The organism is Streptomyces sp. SLBN-8D4 (assembly GCF_049739545.1).
Classification (GTDB): Bacteria; Actinomycetota; Actinomycetes; order Streptomycetales; family Streptomycetaceae; genus Streptomyces; species Streptomyces canus_C.
The window spans coordinates 4,265,634-4,281,221 of sequence record NZ_JBMGQC010000001.1 but is presented as its reverse complement, the minus strand read 5'-3'; the positions used below and the strand labels follow the sequence as shown (position 1 = coordinate 4,281,221).

General features: G+C 68.5%; 16 protein-coding genes and 1 pseudogene. 5 read left to right on the top strand and 12 right to left on the bottom strand.

Annotated features, from left to right (window positions below; genetic code table 11):
* Positions 1-4 precede the first annotated feature (4 nt).
* The 7 genes from RKD20_RS19215 to RKD20_RS19185 form a co-directional block, all read right to left on the bottom strand.
* The gene (locus tag RKD20_RS19215) at positions 5-478 is read right to left on the bottom strand and encodes an RICIN domain-containing protein (RefSeq protein WP_424878789.1); all 474 of its coding nucleotides are present in this window, start codon (positions 476-478) and stop codon (positions 5-7) included.
* Between the two features lie 113 nt (positions 479-591).
* Complete coding sequence (locus tag RKD20_RS19210; protein ID WP_424878788.1) at positions 592-1,095, bottom strand: hypothetical protein; 504 nt, start codon at positions 1,093-1,095, stop codon at positions 592-594.
* The gene (locus RKD20_RS19205; RefSeq protein ID WP_424878787.1) at positions 1,092-2,339 is read right to left on the bottom strand and encodes a putative T7SS-secreted protein; all 1,248 of its coding nucleotides are present in this window, start codon (positions 2,337-2,339) and stop codon (positions 1,092-1,094) included. The genes RKD20_RS19210 and RKD20_RS19205 overlap by 4 nt, the downstream gene beginning before the upstream one ends.
* Positions 2,339-2,665, bottom strand: a complete 327-nt coding sequence (locus RKD20_RS19200) for a hypothetical protein (RefSeq protein WP_424878786.1) — start codon at positions 2,663-2,665, stop codon at positions 2,339-2,341. Before RKD20_RS19200 ends, RKD20_RS19205 begins: the two co-directional genes overlap by 1 nt.
* A 154-nt stretch (positions 2,666-2,819) precedes the next feature.
* The gene (locus tag RKD20_RS19195; RefSeq protein ID WP_424878785.1) at positions 2,820-3,644 is read right to left on the bottom strand and encodes a DUF4253 domain-containing protein; all 825 of its coding nucleotides are present in this window, start codon (positions 3,642-3,644) and stop codon (positions 2,820-2,822) included.
* Between the two features lie 36 nt (positions 3,645-3,680).
* On the bottom strand, positions 3,681-3,860 hold the full coding sequence (locus tag RKD20_RS19190) for a DUF397 domain-containing protein (protein WP_424878784.1): 180 nt from the start codon (positions 3,858-3,860) through the stop codon (positions 3,681-3,683).
* Entirely contained in the window at positions 3,857-4,672 is an 816-nt protein-coding gene (locus RKD20_RS19185) for a helix-turn-helix domain-containing protein (protein ID WP_424878783.1), read from the bottom strand. The genes RKD20_RS19190 and RKD20_RS19185 overlap by 4 nt, the downstream gene beginning before the upstream one ends.
* Positions 4,673-4,785: 113 nt before the next feature.
* Here RKD20_RS19185 and RKD20_RS19180 point away from each other — a divergent pair, with 113 nt between their 5' ends.
* From RKD20_RS19180 to RKD20_RS19170, 3 genes are all read left to right on the top strand, one after another.
* Entirely contained in the window at positions 4,786-5,187 is a 402-nt protein-coding gene (locus RKD20_RS19180; protein ID WP_424878782.1) for an ATP-binding protein, read from the top strand.
* Positions 5,188-5,243: 56 nt separating this feature from the next.
* Positions 5,244-5,861, top strand: a complete 618-nt coding sequence (locus tag RKD20_RS19175) for a P-loop ATPase, Sll1717 family (RefSeq protein ID WP_424878781.1) — start codon at positions 5,244-5,246, stop codon at positions 5,859-5,861.
* Between the two features lie 333 nt (positions 5,862-6,194).
* Positions 6,195-6,383 (top strand): hypothetical protein, encoded by a 189-nt coding sequence (locus tag RKD20_RS19170; RefSeq protein ID WP_424878780.1) that lies wholly within the window; start codon positions 6,195-6,197, stop codon positions 6,381-6,383.
* A gap of 1 nt (position 6,384) precedes the next feature.
* Here RKD20_RS19170 and argS read toward each other — a convergent pair whose 3' ends face one another.
* Positions 6,385-8,148, bottom strand: a complete 1,764-nt coding sequence (gene argS, locus RKD20_RS19165; protein ID WP_424878779.1) for an arginine--tRNA ligase — start codon at positions 8,146-8,148, stop codon at positions 6,385-6,387.
* A gap of 148 nt (positions 8,149-8,296) precedes the next feature.
* Here argS and lysS point away from each other — a divergent pair, with 148 nt between their 5' ends.
* Positions 8,297-10,075, top strand: coding sequence for a lysine--tRNA ligase (gene lysS, locus RKD20_RS19160; RefSeq protein ID WP_424878778.1), 1,779 nt, complete (start codon positions 8,297-8,299; stop codon positions 10,073-10,075).
* Positions 10,076-10,134: 59 nt separating this feature from the next.
* On the opposite strand, the pseudogene RKD20_RS19155 reads toward lysS, so the two are convergent.
* The 3 genes and pseudogenes from RKD20_RS19155 to RKD20_RS19145 all read right to left on the bottom strand — a co-directional run bounded on the left by RKD20_RS19155 (position 10,135) and on the right by RKD20_RS19145 (position 13,378).
* Positions 10,135-11,401: pseudogene (locus tag RKD20_RS19155) on the bottom strand (DUF2637 domain-containing protein).
* Positions 11,402-11,493: 92 nt separating this feature from the next.
* Positions 11,494-12,312, bottom strand: coding sequence for a DUF3558 domain-containing protein (locus RKD20_RS19150; RefSeq protein WP_424878777.1), 819 nt, complete (start codon positions 12,310-12,312; stop codon positions 11,494-11,496).
* A 253-nt stretch (positions 12,313-12,565) separates the two neighbouring features.
* Positions 12,566-13,378: a DUF3558 domain-containing protein gene (locus tag RKD20_RS19145; protein ID WP_424878776.1), complete on the bottom strand. Its 813-nt coding sequence runs from the start codon at positions 13,376-13,378 to the stop codon at positions 12,566-12,568.
* A 205-nt stretch (positions 13,379-13,583) separates the two neighbouring features.
* On the opposite strand from RKD20_RS19145, the gene RKD20_RS19140 reads away from it, so the two are divergent.
* Positions 13,584-14,777 carry an RtcB family protein gene (locus RKD20_RS19140; RefSeq protein WP_424878775.1) on the top strand — a complete coding sequence of 398 codons (1,194 nt, stop codon included), beginning with the start codon at positions 13,584-13,586 and terminating at the stop codon, positions 14,775-14,777.
* 56 nt (positions 14,778-14,833) lie between these two features.
* Here RKD20_RS19140 and RKD20_RS19135 read toward each other — a convergent pair whose 3' ends face one another.
* Positions 14,834-15,568, bottom strand: a complete 735-nt coding sequence (locus tag RKD20_RS19135) for an alpha/beta hydrolase (RefSeq protein ID WP_424878774.1) — start codon at positions 15,566-15,568, stop codon at positions 14,834-14,836.
* Between the last annotated feature and the right edge of the window lie 20 nt (positions 15,569-15,588).

Here is a 15,588-nt window from a genome sequence, read left to right as displayed (position 1 = left end):
TGACTCAGCCGATGGTGAAGCGCTGGTTCTGGGCGCCTCGGTCGCAGCGGGCAGTGCGGTAGTAGCCGTCGTCCTGCTGGTAGAGGCAGCGGCCCGTGCCGACGCTTTGGAGCATGATGGCGCTGCGGGCGGCGGGCTGGACGGTGCGCCACTTCTGGTATGAGCCGCCGTTACAGCGCAAGGGGTAGACGTCGCCCCGGTCATTGCTGTCGAGGCAACGGCCCCAGAAGTTGTTCTTGAGAGTGGTGCTGGTGTTGAGGCGGCCGTTCCACTGCCACAGGAGGCTGCCGCGTCCGGTGGTGCAGCGGTCGCCCTTGAGTCCGGTTTCGGAGTTCTCGCGCAGGCAGTCACCGTAGCGGTAGTTCGCGAAGCGGCTGGTGGTGGTGGCAGCCGAGGCGGGTGTGGGGGTGAGGAGGGGGAGGGCGAGGCTGGCTGCGGCGATGAGGGCGGCGAACGCTTTCCGGGTCGGGCGGCGCACTCGGGGTCTCCTTACGGTGGTTGTCAGAAGTACCTCAACAGGATCCCCGAACACCATCGCTTATGCCTGCAAAATGGGAAAAACCCGCCGAACTGGGCCCTGAACGAAACGCCCTAGCCGAAGGGCGTGCCGGACGGGGAGGTCCAGAAGGTCACGGTCGGACCGTAGGAGCCGTCCTCCTCGTCGCTCACCTCGACGGTGACCTCCAGGTCGGGGTACCGGGCGGACAGGACGCCCTGCCAGCATTCCCCCAGCGCCAGGGCGAGTTGGGGCAGTTCCTCGCCGAGCTGGTCATCGTCCGTCAGGGGTGTGTTGACGAACGTGTCCCACAACTTGACCTGGTTGGTGACTGCTTCGACACGTTCCCTGTCGTCGCCCAGCTTTGTGAACCAGTCGTCGACGTTCTCCTGACCGAACCGGCTCTTGAGGAACACACCACCGCGGTACTCGACCGTTTCCGGGTTGAACAGCCAGGCCGCGGCCAGAACGAACCGCAGGCCGCCCTCGAAGTCGAGGTAGTTGGCCGGGGTGAGTCCCTCGTCCTTCCAGTCCGTACGCCACCGGGTGAAGAACGCCGGCAGCTTCCGGTCGGACCACGACGGCTTGCTGCTGGTCACGGGATCTCCCAGGGGAACGCGGCGCGTACTTCGTTCGACGGCCGCACGAAGACCTGGCCGGTTTTCGGGTTGGTGTTGCGCTCGTACTCTACGACGTGCGGGGTGTCCACCCCGCCGTGTGGACGGCCCTCCAGGTCCACCCGCTTCACCGCACGGCCCTCGGAGTCGTACGTCGTGTAGTTGGTGACCTTTCCGGTCTGCGGGTCCGTCTTGTAGAGGGTGCCGTCCTTCGGGCCGTTCTCCACCGGCAGGTTGTTCCCCCCACGGCCGCCGGTGCCCTTGTACTGCTGGCCGTTCTTGATCAGATCGGACGCCGGTTGCTGTGAGGAGCCACCGGTGCCCGAGCCCTCGCTGTTCATACGGAGGGGTTCGACCTGGGAGTCGCTCGTGGCGTGCTGGGCGAGGTCCACGGCGCCGGCGCCCGCCAGCCCGACGCCCGCGGTGATACCGGCGGCGGACACGACGTTGAGGGGTACGCCGGCGATGGCACCGACCCCGGTGGCGTCCAGGGCGACGCCGAGACCTTCGCCGCCGGCGCTGACGCCGGCCAGGAGCATGCCGCCGAGCATCGCCGCGCTGTCGCCGGGGTGCTGGACCATGGCGTTGCCGAAGGAGGCGAGGTCGTTGACGACCGTCTTGCCGCCGTCCACCAGATCGTCTCCCACGTCGCCGAGGAAGTCGCCGACCTTGGACCAGAATCCCGGGCGCTCCGGGGCGGACTCGGTGGCCTTCCTCACCAGCGCGGCCGCGGTGTGTCCGGCGGTCTCCACGTTGCCGCGAGCGGTGTCGAGAGCCGCACGGGCGGCGGCACGGTCCGCCTCACCGGGATCGTCGAAGGGGATCTCGGTGTTGTCCCCTCTGCCGCGCGCCTCGCTGACCTGCCGGTCATGGGCGTTCTTGGCGTTCGTGGTGGCCGTCTCGCCGCGCGCGTACTGCGATATGGCCTCGGCCGCGCGCTGCTGGGCCGCGCGCAGGGTGTGCAGGTAGTCGTACAGGGCGTTCGCGGCGGTGTGGAACTCGCTGCCCGCCTCGGTCCATCGGGCGGGCTGGCCGTGGAAGCGGTTCCGGAAGGCGTCGCCGGCAGGGCCCCGCCAGCCGTCCTCGGTGTCGACCTTCGCCAGTCCTTCGCCGGCCTCGATGAGGACATCGCCGTAGGCGAGCAGGGACTGCGCGGTCGTGGTCAGGGAGTCCGGTGAGCCGGGGACGAGCTCGCGAGGATCCGACGTCTCGCCGAGCTGAGCCATCAGGACGCCCCCGGGTCTGTTCCGGACGACGACCGGAGCACGCCCTCGGCGGAGAGCTGGATGTGGTCCTCGGCCGCCTCGTAGTTCTTGACGCAGCGGTTCAGCCGGTCGGAGACCTCGGCGCCGTCGGAGGCCAGGTGCGAGACGCCGATGTTCCACCGGTCGGTGAAGTCGACGATCGCGGAGGCCAGTTCGTCGTGCCCGAAGTCGCCTCTGGGAGCGTCGATGTCGCTCACCTTCTTGGTGGCCATCGCGTCCAGCGTGGTGCTGATCCCAGAGGCGGCCTTGCGCAGTGCGCCGAGGTCCACGGAGAAGCCGTCCGGCATGCTGAGCGCCCTCCCCCTGCCAAGGACCGCGAACGAGAAGGGAGTTTAGCGGCGGATTCCGTGAGCGGAAATGAGACAGTGTGACTTGAAAGGGAATTTGCTCAGGGGAGACCTCCGGTTTGCCCTGCCCGTCTCGGGTGCTTCCCGGGACCGGTCAGTCCCACCAGAAGGACCAGACGCGTCGGCCCAGCACCGCGTGTTCGGCGTACTCGGACAGGGTCTCGTGGTGCCCCTGGGTGATGTTGTCCGGGCAGAACGCGAAGTGCTCGGCGGCGACGGCCTCCGCCTCCTCCCTCGTCGTGGGCGGGGCGGCGACGGACAGGATCAGCTGGTCGAAGGTGAGCGCGACGACGCGTATACCGAAGCGGTCCTCCCAGGAGCGGAGGATGGCGCAGAGACGGGCCACGTCGTTCTCGTAGTTCAGCGGGCCCGTCCAGCCGATCGCCGCCGGGATGTCCGCGCTGCGGCGGGCCGGGACCAGGGCGAGACGGGGCTCCTTGAACCAAGACCCCTCGTCGAGGAGCGCGTCGGCGGTCTCGGCGGCACGGGTGTCGGGGTCGGCGGGAAGTGACTCGGGGGCCGGGGCCGGGCCGGGCCAGGTCTCGTCGTAGGGGGCGATCGTCTCGTCGAGGTCGTCGGGGTCCTCGATCGCGCACGCCCAGTACTCCGCGAGCAGTTCCTCGGGGTCGTGGTCCCCGGGGTACGACATCTCCCCGGGCATCAACTCCCACTCGTCCGGTCCGCCTTGCGTATCGCCGACCTCTATCAGCACCGGCAGCAGACCGGTTCGCGCGGCCGGGGCGCCCAGTGCGGTCCAGGCGCCGGACGACGCCGCGTACTCGGCATGCCACAGCAACGGCTCGTGCCACGGACCGTCTTCGGTCGCGTCGATCAGTCTCCCGAGCGGGAGTCCGAGCCCGAGGGAACGTCCGCTCGGGTCTGCCGCCAGGGCGGGCAGCGGGTTGGGAAGAGTCGCCATGTCAGTGACTGTAGGGGGAGCCACTGACAATGGCGGTCACTGCTTGAGGGTGGTGGTGAAGGCGGTCCAGGTGGCCGGCGTTACCCGGAGGGTGGGCTCGGGGTTCTTGGAGTCGCGGATGTGGATGGTGTGGGCGCAGGAGGCCACCTCGACGCACTGGCCGCCTTCACTGCCGCTGTACGTCGACTTGAACCAGTGAAGTGCTTCGGCGCTCATTGCTCTCCTAGCAGGCGGTCGAGCAGATCCCTGGAGTCCTGTGTGGTCAGGGCCTGTGTCCGCAGCATCGCATATTTGCGTGCCAGCTTGGATACCTCATCCGCGTCGGAAACCCACTGGCTGCCGCGTTGCGACTCGGTGTACGCGAGGTGCTGGTGGTCCGGTGTTTCGAGGAGCGTGAAGGGTCCGTCCAGCCCCGCGTGACAGGGGCTGTCCAGCGGCAAGAACTGCAGGGAGACACACGGCAGTTCAGCGACCGCCCGAAGATGGTGCAGCTGTTCCCCTCCGCTGATCCTCATGTGCAGCACCGGCTCCCACACGATGAAGCTCAGCGTCGGCGGATTCCTGCGGTGCAGGATCTCCTGGCGTTCCAGGCGGGCCGCCGTGCGCGTCTCGATCTCGTCCTCGTCGTACGCGGGGACCCGGTTGCGGAGTACGGCTCGGACGTAGAGGTCGGTCTGGAGCAGGCCGGGAAGGACCGCGTTGTCGTACCAGGAGAGGGAGATGGCCTCCCGCTCATGCTCCATGTACAGCTCGGCCCACATCGGGAACTGGTCGATGTCCGGCAGGTTGGCCACGCCCGCCGCCAACATCCCCTTCGTCTCCAGTACTTCGTCCAGCACCGCGGCCAGGTCCGGTTTCAGCGTCCGTCTGCCCTGCTCGATCGACGCGATGGTCTCCTCGTCGACGCGGACGAGGTCGGCGAGGGCGGTCTGGGTGTGGCCCGCGGCGCGGCGCGCGGTGCCGAGTTGCTTGCCCAGCATCTTCATGGACGTGAGGTTCTTCGGCCGCGGCGGCTTCCTGGCGCTCATGAAGGTCTCCATCCCCCTCCGGACGAGTACGTCACCGGGTACGAGCCCGTACAAAAAATCTGTACGGGTTCACCGAGTGATCCACGGTAGTCACTCTCCGCAACTCTCGTCCCGTGAACGAGACGACCCGACCACCGCTCCTGCGCGAGCGGTTCTTCCGCCGTGACCGCAGGTCCGCGCAGGCCGCGAGGCGCTTCACGGCCGAGACCCTGACCGGTTGGGGGCTCGCGGAGACCCTCCGGGCGGACGACGTGCTGCTCTGCGTGAGCGAACTGGTGACGAACGCGCTGCTGCACGGGGTGCCGCCGGGACGCCAGTTGAGGCTGTTCCTGCGCCACGAGGTGCACGCGCTGGTCGTCGAGGTGCACGACAGCGGACCCGGGGTGCCGCATGTCGTGCATGACGGGGACGAGGGCGGGCGGGGGTTGTTGCTGGTGTCCGCGCTGAGCGACAAGTGGGGAGTGCGGGAAAGGGAGTTGGGCAAGGCGGTGTGGTGCGAGTTCGCGTTGGTATAGCCCTGTTGTCGGTGGGTCCCGATACCGTGGGGATCAGTACGACGTAGGGGGACGGGATGGCTGACCAGCCGGTGCTCGCGCAGTTGCACTTCGGGCGTGAGGACGCCGAACGGGACGTGACCGAGGGGCTGTTGCTGCGCGGCGGTTTCCTGCCGAACGCCGCGTACCGGGGTGCGCTCAGCGGCCGCAAGATGCTGATCATCGGGCGCAAGGGGTCCGGGAAGAGCGCCATCTGCATGCAGCTGATGTCCGACGGCGAGGGTGGGCACCGGGGCGGGAAGGTTCTCGTCACCCCTGACGAGGCCGCGGGGGAGGAGATCCGGCGGTTCGAGCTTCAGGGGCTGCCGGGGGACTCGGCCAAGGCGCTGATCTGGCGGTACGTGTTCGCCGTACACGCTGCTCGGTATCTCGTCGAGCATGCCAAGGGCGCGCATGACGGGGGGCACAAGACCGACTCGGTGAAGGCGCTCGGGCGGTTCCTCAAGCAGAACGGCGAGGCGCCGGGCGGGGGCGGCCGGCTGGTGGAGCGGCTGGCGCAGGGGGCCCGGGGGCTGCAGACCTCGCTGTCGCTTGAGGCCTTCGGCGTCAAGGCGAGCGTGGAGGAGGAGGTACGGCGGTTGCGGCGGTCGGCGGGTGGGTCGTACGGGAGCTCGGGGGACTCGTCGGGGTACTGAAGGCACCATACTCGTAGGGGAGTTGCGGGACGGGGCGCCGACGGGGGAATGGATCCGTGCTGAACAAGGTGGTTGCCGGGCGGTTTCGGATCACCGGGCTGTTGGGCTCCGGTGGCATGGGGCAGGTCTGGGCCGCCGAGGACGTGCGGATGCGGCGGGAGGTCGCCGTGAAGGTCGCACATCCACAGCACGGCATGGGCGAGGCCGAGACGCAGGCCGGCCGCGGCGACCCGCAGGGCCAAGCACACCGTCGAGGCGGTCAGGCGCGAGCTGGAGAGCCTCATACGGCACACCGAGTACATCGACGCGGAGATCGAGGCGATCACTGCGCCGGTGTCCGAGGAGGACTACTACAAGGTCTTCAAGATACTGATAGACGGCACGTACCCCGCCCCTGACCAGCTCGTCGAGGAGGTGGAGGAGGCGTACGGCATCAGGCTCCCGCCGGATGCCGCCCACCGCATGGTCCTCCGCTTCATCAACCGCCACACGGCGGAACTCCAGGAGGACCACATCGCCTAGCTCAGAGACGCTCGGGCGTCCTGATCCCCAGGAGGGCCATGCCCTTGTGCAGGGTCCGGGCCGTCAGGTCGACCAGGAACAGACGGTTCTCCGTCTGCTCCGGGGTGTCAGCCTTCAGGACCGGGCACTGGTCGTAGAACGTCGTCAGGTGTGACGCCAGCTGGTACAGGTACGCGGCCAGCTTGTGCGGTGCGTACTCCGCGGCCGACTCGAACACCGTGTTGCCGAACGCGTCCAGGTGAAGGCCCAACGCCCGCTCCGCCGGGGCGAGTTCGAGCTTCGGGTGCGCGGTCGGGGTGGCGCTCTCGCCCGCCTTGCGCAGGATCGACTGGATACGCGCGTACGCGTACTGGAGGTACACGGACGTGTCGCCGTTCAGCGAGACCATCTGGTCCAGGTCGAACTTGTAGTCACGGTTCGGCGACGTCGACAGGTCCGCGTACTTCACGGCGCCGATCCCGACGTACCGCCCGTTCTCGACGATCTCCTCCTCGGTCAGGCCCACCTTCTCGGCCTTCTCGCGCACGACCGCGGTGGCCCGCTCGACCGCCTCGTCCAGCAGGTCCTCCAGCTTGACCGTCTCGCCCTCACGCGTCTTGAACGGCTTGCCGTCCGCGCCGAGCACCGTGCCGTAACCCATGTTGTGCGCGGTGACGTCGTCGGACAGCCAGCCGGCCCGGCGGGCGGCCTCGAAGACCATCTTGAAGTGGAGCGACTGGCGCACGTCCACGACGTACAGCAGTGTCGTCGCGTGCAGCTCGGAGACGCGGTTGCGGATCGCCGTCAGGTCGGAGGCCGCGTAGCCGAACCCGCCGTCCGCCTTCTGCACGATCAGGGGTACCGGCTGGTCGTCCTTGCCGCGGATCTCGTCGAAGAAGACGACCAGCGCGCCCTCGGAGCGGACCGCCACCCCCATCTCCTCCAGGAGACGGGCGGTCTCGGGCATGCCCTCGTTGTACGCCGACTCGCCGACGATCTCCTCGTCGCGGATCTCCATGTCCAGCTTGTCGAAGACCGAGTAGAAGTAGACCTTCGACTCGTCCACGAACTGCTGCCAGAGTTCGAGGGTCTCCTTGTCGCCGGACTGCAGGGCCACGACCCGCTTCCGCGCCCGCTCCTTGAACTCCTCGTCGGAGTCGAAGACCACACGGGACGCCTTGTACACCCGGTTCAGGTTCGACATGGCCTGCTCGCCGTCGACCTCGTCCGGGGGGGCCAGCTCGCCCGGGTTCTCGATCAGGTACTGGATGAGCATGCCGAACTGGGTGCCCCAGTCGCCGATGTGGTGCCGGCCGATCGTCTTCTCACCGGTGAAGTCGAGCATGCCGCGCAGGGCGTCGCCGATCACCGCGGAGCGCAGGTGCCCGACGTGCATCTCCTTCGCCACGTTCGGCTGGGCGTAGTCGATCACCGTGGTGCCGGGCTGGTCCTTGAGCGGTACGCCGAGACGGTCGCCGTCCTCGTAACGCGCGGCCAGGGTCTCGGTGATCGCCCGGTCCGTGATCGTCACGTTCAGGAAGCCGGGCCCTGAGACCTCGACGTCCTTGATCACGTCACCGGTGACGATCTGCGACACCACCTGCGTGGCCAGGTCCCGCGGGTTCGCCTTGGCCTTCTTGGCGAGGGCCAGGATGCCGTTCGCCTGGAAGTCGGCCCGGTCGCTGCGTCGCAGCAGTGGGTCCGCGGAGGCCTCCGGCAGGGTGGCGGAGATCGCGGAGCCGAGCTGCTGGTTGACGGAGTCGCTGAGGGACGTGACCGGGGCCATGGGGAAGGGTGCCGTTCTCCTCGGGGGATCAGATAGACACGGTCAGTATCCCATGGGGGGTAAAGCGGTTTTCTCCGGCGCGGTGCGGTCTGGGAGAATGGGGCGTCCATCAAGCCTTCAGTACTCAAGTACTTCAGTAAAAGAGGACGTGCCGATCGTGGGTCAGAGCGCTGAGACCACCGACTGGGTCTCCCGTTTCGCGGATGAGGTCATCGAGGAGTCGGAGCGTCGGGCCCCGGGCAAACCGGTCGTCGTCGCGTCCGGGCTGTCGCCCTCGGGACCGATCCACCTCGGGAACCTGCGCGAGGTCATGACCCCGCACCTCGTCGCCGACGAGATCCGGCGGCGGGGACGTCAGGTGCGGCATCTCATCTCCTGGGACGACTACGACCGGTACCGGAAGGTGCCGGCCGGCGTCCCGGGCGTCGACGAGTCGTGGGCCGAGCACATCGGCAAGCCGCTGACCTCCGTGCCCGCGCCGAAGGGGTCCGCCCACCCGAACTGGGCCGAGCACTTCAAGGCCGCCATGGTCGACGCGCTCGCCGAGCTCGGCGTCGAGTTCGACGGGATCAGCCAGACCGCGCAGTACACCTCGGGCGTCTACCGCGAGCAGATCCTGCACGCGATGGCGCACCGCGGGGACATCGACGCGATCCTCGACCAGTACCGGACCAAGAAGGCTCCCGCCGCTGCGAGGAAGCAGCAGCAGAAGCCCCTCGACGAGGCCGAGGTCGAGGCCGCCGAAGGGTCGGGCGCGGCCGCCGAGGACGACGGGTCCTCCGGCTCCGCCGGGTACTTCCCGTACAAGCCCTACTGCGGCAACTGCGAGAAGGACCTCACCACCGTCACCTCCTACGACGACGCCACGACCGAGCTGTCGTACACCTGCAACGCCTGCGGGTTCTCCGAGACCGTCCGGCTGAACGAGTTCAACCGCGGCAAGCTGGTCTGGAAGGTCGACTGGCCGATGCGCTGGGCCTACGAGGGTGTCGTCTTCGAGCCCAGCGGTGTCGACCACTCGTCCCCGGGGTCGTCGTTCCAGGTCGGCGGGCAGATCGTCGGGATCTTCGGCGGAAAGCAGCCGATCGGGCCCATGTACGCGTTCGTCGGGATCTCCGGCATGGCGAAGATGTCGTCGTCGAAGGGCGGGGTGCCCACGCCGGGCGACGCCCTGAAGATCATGGAGCCGCAGCTCCTGCGGTGGCTCTACGCCCGCCGCCGGCCCAACCAGTCCTTCAAGATCGCCTTCGACCAGGAGATCCAGCGGCTCTACGACGAGTGGGACAAGCTGGACGCCAAGGTCGCTGGGGGCACCTCCCAGGCTATTGGCACTGGGGGAGGCTCCGCGCTGCCGGGCGACATCGCCGCCCACTCGCGTGCGGTGGGGACGGCCGCGGGTGAGCTGCCGCGTACGGCGCGCGTGCTGCCGTACCGGACACTCGCCTCCGTCGCCGACATCACCGCCGGGCACGAGGACCAGGCGCTGCGGATCCTCAGCGAGCTCGACCCCGACAACCCGCTGTCGGCGCTGGACGAGGCCCGGCCCCGGTACGACAAGGCCGAGGCCTGGATCAACACCCAGGTGCCCGCCGACCAGCGGACCATCGTGCGGGACGAACCCGACGCCGAACTGCTGAAGTCCCTCGACGAGGCCTCCCAGCAGTCGCTGCGGCTGCTCCTGGACGGGCTCGCCTCGCACTGGTCGCTCGACGGGCTCACCCACCTCGTGTACGGCGTGCCCAAGGTGCAGGCCGGGTTCTCCGCGGACGCCACGCCCAAGGAACTGCCGGCCGAGATCAAGACCGCCCAGCGGACGTTCTTCGCCCTGCTGTACCGGCTGCTGGTCTCCCGGGACACCGGGCCCCGGCTGCCCACGCTGCTGCTGGCCGTCGGCCAGCAGCGGGTCCGGGCGCTGCTCGGGGAGTAACACGCGGTACGGAAGAGGGGCCCTCCGATGTGGAGGGCCCCTTCTCATGTCCGGGTGGCTCAGGCGATGTGGTCTTCCTGGAGTTCCGCCGTGTGCCGGTTCGTGAAGCGGTTGACCATGCGCTCGGCCTCGCGCTGCGGGAGCACGACGCCGTACGTCGCCTCCACGTCCCCCCTCAGCTGGCCGGGGGAGGGATAGCTGCCGTCTATCGACTTCTTGAAGACCTGGTAGAAGTCCTCCTCCGTCGGCTCCGGAGTGCCGCCGCCCTCGCCGAGTTCCCGGGTACGGCCGTTGCTCACCGGGATGGGAAAGCTGCCGGTCTCCTCCATCGAGGGTTCCCTGGGAGGCTCCTCGTACTGGATCTGCTGGAGCTCGTACTGCTCGGCTTCCAACTGCTCCTCGTACCAGCGGTTGTACTGCTCCGCGGGGTCGTAGTCGGGGTTGTAGCCGCCCTGGTATTCGACCTGCTTGGGGGTTTCGAACCACGGGCTCTGGTCGGGTTCGGGTTCCGGCTCAGGTCGGTGGGCGGCCTGCGGCGGGACGGGAGCCGCCACAGCGGGACGACCGTCCGCAGCTACGGCACGGGCGGCCGCGGGGAGTTCGGCGGGCTCCGGAGCCGGATGGCAGCAGAGCCGGCTCTATGCCCGCCGCCGCCAGACCCGCCGGGGCCGTCTCCGCCAGCGGAACCCCGTACCGGGCCAGGCGGAGCGGCATCAGCGACTCCACCGGCGCCTTGCGGCGCCAGGCCCGGCCGAAGCGGGAGTGGAGACGGGCCTGGTAGACCAGACGGTCCTGTTCGAGCTTGATGACCTGCTCGTAGGAGCGCAGCTCCCAGAGCTTCATACGGCGCCACAGAAGGAACGTCGGAAGGGGGGAGAGGAGCCAGCGGGTGAGGCGGACCCCCTCCATGTGCTTGTCCGCCGTGATGTCCGCGATCCGGCCGATCGCGTGCCGGGCCGCCTCCACCGACACCACGAACAGGATCGGGATCACCGCGTGCATGCCCACACCCAGCGGATCCGGCCAGGCCGCCGCGCCGTTGAAGGCGATCGTGGCAGCCGTCAGGAGCCACGCCGTCTGCCGCAGCAGCGGGAACGGGATGCGGATCCACGTCAGAAGCAGGTCCAGGGCCAGCAGGACACAGATACCCGCGTCGATACCTATCGGGAGCACATAACTGAAGTTCCCGAAGCCCTTCTGGACGGCGAGTTCACGGACGGCCGCGTAGGACCCCGCGAAGCCGATGCCGGCGATGATCACGGCACCGAACACGACCACGCTGATGAGAACGCGGTGCATGCGAGTCAGCTGCATGGGCGCGGACACCCGTACTCCCCTCCCTGTACGTGTTGTTGCGCGCAACAGAGTGGCACATATGTGCTGCGCACGGATGGCCGGTATGGGCCGTCAGTATTTCTTCAGCTCTTCTTCGCGGCCGACTTGGACGGAGATGCCGACTTCGAGGCCGACCCCGTGGCCGACTTCGACGCGGACGGGGACGCGGATTTCGACGGGGCCTTCGAACCCGACGCGGAGTCCGAGGGGGCCGGGCTCGCCGCACCCTCGCCGTTCGCCGCCGACACCGCGGTCACCGTCTCCTTGGCCGCCCGCTCCGCGAGCTTCGCGAGGGTGTCCGCGCTGGGCGCCTTGTCACCGGCCAGACCCGCGCCGTTGTAGTCGACGGTGACGACGACGTTCTCCACGCGCGTGACGACCGTCTGCTGCTTGAAGGCGCCTTCCTTCTTCTTCAGGTCGTAACGCACCAGCGTCGCCGCGTCACCCGTCCCGGAAACCGCCTGCGACTTGGCGTTCTTCGCACCCGCCACCGACTGGGCGTCCTGGATCTGCTGCTCGTAGTACTTCGCGGCCTGCGCCTCGCCCGTACCGCGCGAGGTGTCCGACTCGAAGCGCAGCAGCGAGACGTTCAACCAGCGGAACTGGGAGCCCTTGACCCCGTTGTTGTCGAGGCTGCTCCAGGAGCAACTGCCGCGCGTACCCGCCTCCGACGTGCCCTTCTTGCCGGACTTCGGGGCCTTGGGGACGAGCGACTTCAGGGTCTTCGAGGACAGCACCCCGCACGATTCGGGAAGCGACTTGTACGCCGCCGCCTGCACCGTGGGCGCCGTGCTCGGGGAGGCCGACACCGTCGCACCGGCGCCTGCGGCCTTGTCGCCACCGCCACCGCTGCCGGAGCCGGAGTCGCCGGAGTCGGAGGAGCAGCCTGCGGCGATCAGCATCACCGGGACTGCGGCCGCGCAGACAAGGACGCGGTGAAGACGCTTCGCTCTCCCCCACTGCCCGAAAGACGTGGGAGGGGCCCCCAGAACACCCTGGTCACGCTCTGCTCGTCGCTGCATGGTTCCTTCACTCATGACGCTTGTGGTTCCTGCCGTCGGATCGGGTCCGAGGGGCCACGGTACGCGGTGAGGATGCTGTGCGGTCCAGCTTCGGAGGCCTTGTGCGCAGGAGTGAGGGGTGCGTGCAGAGCGCTCAGCCGGACAGCGACCCGGCCAGCTGGGAGGCCAGTTTCCGGGCGTTGTCCTGCATTTCCTTGCTGTCCGGGGTGACTCCGACCGTCGTCGGCTGCTCCTCGTACTCGATGGTCACGATCACGTTGGACGTGCGGAACGCCACAGTCACCTTGCGCTGCTGGGCCGTCGAACCCGAGTTGCCCAACGCGTCGTCCAGGAACGCCTCGTCACCCAGATCGTCCAGGACGCGGGGCTGGATATCGGACGGGGTCGCCGACGGCGAACCGCCCGGACTCGCGGAACCGCTCGCCGTGGCCGTAGGAGAGGACGAGGGACTGGCGGTGCCGCTCTCCGCCACGTCCGAGGTGACGCTCGCCGTCGCCGCCACCGGCAGATCGGCCTTCTCCTCGGCCTGCGCGAAGAGCTGCTGCGCCTGACTGTCGTCGCTGACCGCGTTGTCGTACGACACCACGCGCTCGAAGTCGATCGAGAGGTACTCGGTGGCGTCCGGGGCCTCCACCTTCCAATGGCAGCCGACCTTGCGGTCGGTGTCGTAGGTGAGCGTGGCGTCGCCCTCGTACGCCCTGGCGCGCTGGTCCGCGTCGGCGATCTGCTGGATGCCGGGCAGGAGCGTGTCGAGGGTGCTCTGCCCGACCGCACTGCAGGCCTCGGGGAGGGTGCGGTACTTGCCGGGCTGGGCGGCGACGGAGGCGGTGCCGGCGTCGTCGGGGTTGGCGTCGTCCGTCGTGCCGCCGCCGGAGCTGCCGGTGCAGCCGGCCAGCAGCGCCGCGAGGAGGGCGGCGACGCCGGGTACGTAGGCCTTCCGCTGCACGGTGGGGCTCCTCTCGGAATGTCTCCGACTCGTGGGGATCTCAGTGTCCCCGCAGGTTATTCGCTTGCCGCACGGGGGCGTCCCCAGCAGACAATGTGTATCGCACGCACTGCCGTGAACGCCGGTCCGTCATCCCATACGTCGACCTTGGCGCCGGTTTTGCGCTTTGATACTTCTGCTTGCTTTCCGGGGGAATGAGGACGAAATGTCGTACGTGGAGATGCCGGGCGCCAAGGTCCCGATCCGCATGTGGACCGACCCGGCGACGGTGGAGGACGTGGCGCTCCAGCAGCTGCGGAACGTGGCCACCCTGCCGTGGATCAAGGGCCTCGCCGTGATGCCGGACGTGCACTACGGCAAGGGTGCGACGGTCGGGTCAGTCATCGCGATGCAGGGTGCGGTGTGTCCGGCGGCGGTGGGTGTGGACATCGGCTGCGGGATGTCGGCGGTGAAGACGTCCCTGACGGCGAACGACCTTCCCGGGGACCTGTCCCGGCTGCGGTCGAAGATCGAGCAGGCCATTCCGGTGGGGCGGGGGATGCATGACAGTCCCGTCGAGCCGGGGCGGTTCCATGGGCTGGCGACTGCGGGGTGGGACGAGTTCTGGGGGCGGTTCGAGGGGGTTGCGGATGCGGTTAAATTCCGTCACGAACGTGCTGGAAAGCAGATGGGAACGCTCGGATCCGGAAACCACTTTGTCGAAGTGTGCACGGATACATCCGGTTCTGTCTGGCTGATGCTGCACTCCGGCTCCCGCAACATCGGCAAGGAACTCGCCGAGTTCCACATCGGCGTGGCCCAGAAGCTCCCGCACAACCAGGGTCTGGTCGACCGCGACCTGGCCGTCTTCATCGCGCAGACCCCGCAGATGGAGGCGTACCGCAACGACCTGTTCTGGGCGCAGGAGTACGCCAGGTACAACCGCACGATCATGATGGCCCTCCTCAAGGACGTGGTCCGCAAGGAGTTCAAGAAGGCCAGGCCGACCTTCGAGCAGGAGATCAGCGCGCACCACAACTACGTGGCCGAGGAGCGCTACGACGGGATGGACCTGCTCGTGACCCGCAAGGGCGCGATCCGGGCCGGTTCCGGCGAGTACGGCATCATCCCGGGCTCCATGGGGACGGGGTCGTACATAGTGAAGGGTCTCGGCAATGAGAGGGCCTTCAACTCGGCCTCGCACGGCGCCGGTCGGCGTATGAGCCGCAACGCGGCCAAGCGGCGGTTCTCGACTCGGGACCTGGAGGAGCAGACGCGGGGCGTGGAGTGCCGCAAGGACTCCGGTGTCGTGGATGAGATCCCGGGCGCCTACAAGTCGATCGACCAGGTCATCGGCCAGCAGCGGGACCTGGTGGAGGTCGTGGCGAAGTTGAAGCAGGTCGTCTGCGTGAAGGGCTGAGCCGCGGATGTGCGACGGAGGGCCCGGTCCGGGTGGACCGGGCCCTCCGCCGTCCCCTAGCTGGGTTGCCTGCTGCTCGGAGAGCTCAGGTGGCGGCTGAAGAAGCGGACTGCGCTGTCCGCCTCGAAGCGGGGGAGTTCCTTGTGCCTGCCCGCGTTGGCGTGCAACGTCTTCTCCTTCGAGGCGAAGGCGTCGAAGAGGGCGAGGGCGGACGCGCGGGGGATGTGTTCGTCGTGCCACTGCATGGCGAACTCGATCGGGACGGTGATCCGCCGGGCGTGTTCCGTCAGGGCGTCGGGCCAGTGCTGGCCGAAGACCGCTGCCTTGATGCGGGAGTCGGCGGCGACCAGGGGGATCCCGATCGCGGTGCCCATGTTGAGGCCGTAGTAGCCGACCGGGGCTTCGGGGCCGATCTCCGGGAGTTTCTGGAGGGTGTCCAGGGTCGCGTGCCATTCCGGTACGGCCCGGGCCGCGAGGTGGGCGTTGTAGCGGACCACGATCGGGCCCTCCGGTTCGCCGGCCGCCCTCGCCCGGTACAGCTCGGCGATTTCCTGTTCGTCGTGGGCCGTGCGGGGGCGGTCGCCGTGGCCGGGTGCGTCGATCACGGCCACGTGGAAGCCGCCCCGGTTCACCAGGAGTTCGGCGCGGCCCGTCATCGCCGGGGACTTCTTGTGGTTGCCGCCACCGTGACCCATGAGGATCAGCGGTGTGCCTTCGGGGGCGGATGCCGGGGACCAGAGGACGCCGGGTACCTCGCCCACCGTGAAGTCGCGTTCGCGGATGTCGTTCATGACGTGGTGCCTTTCGGGAG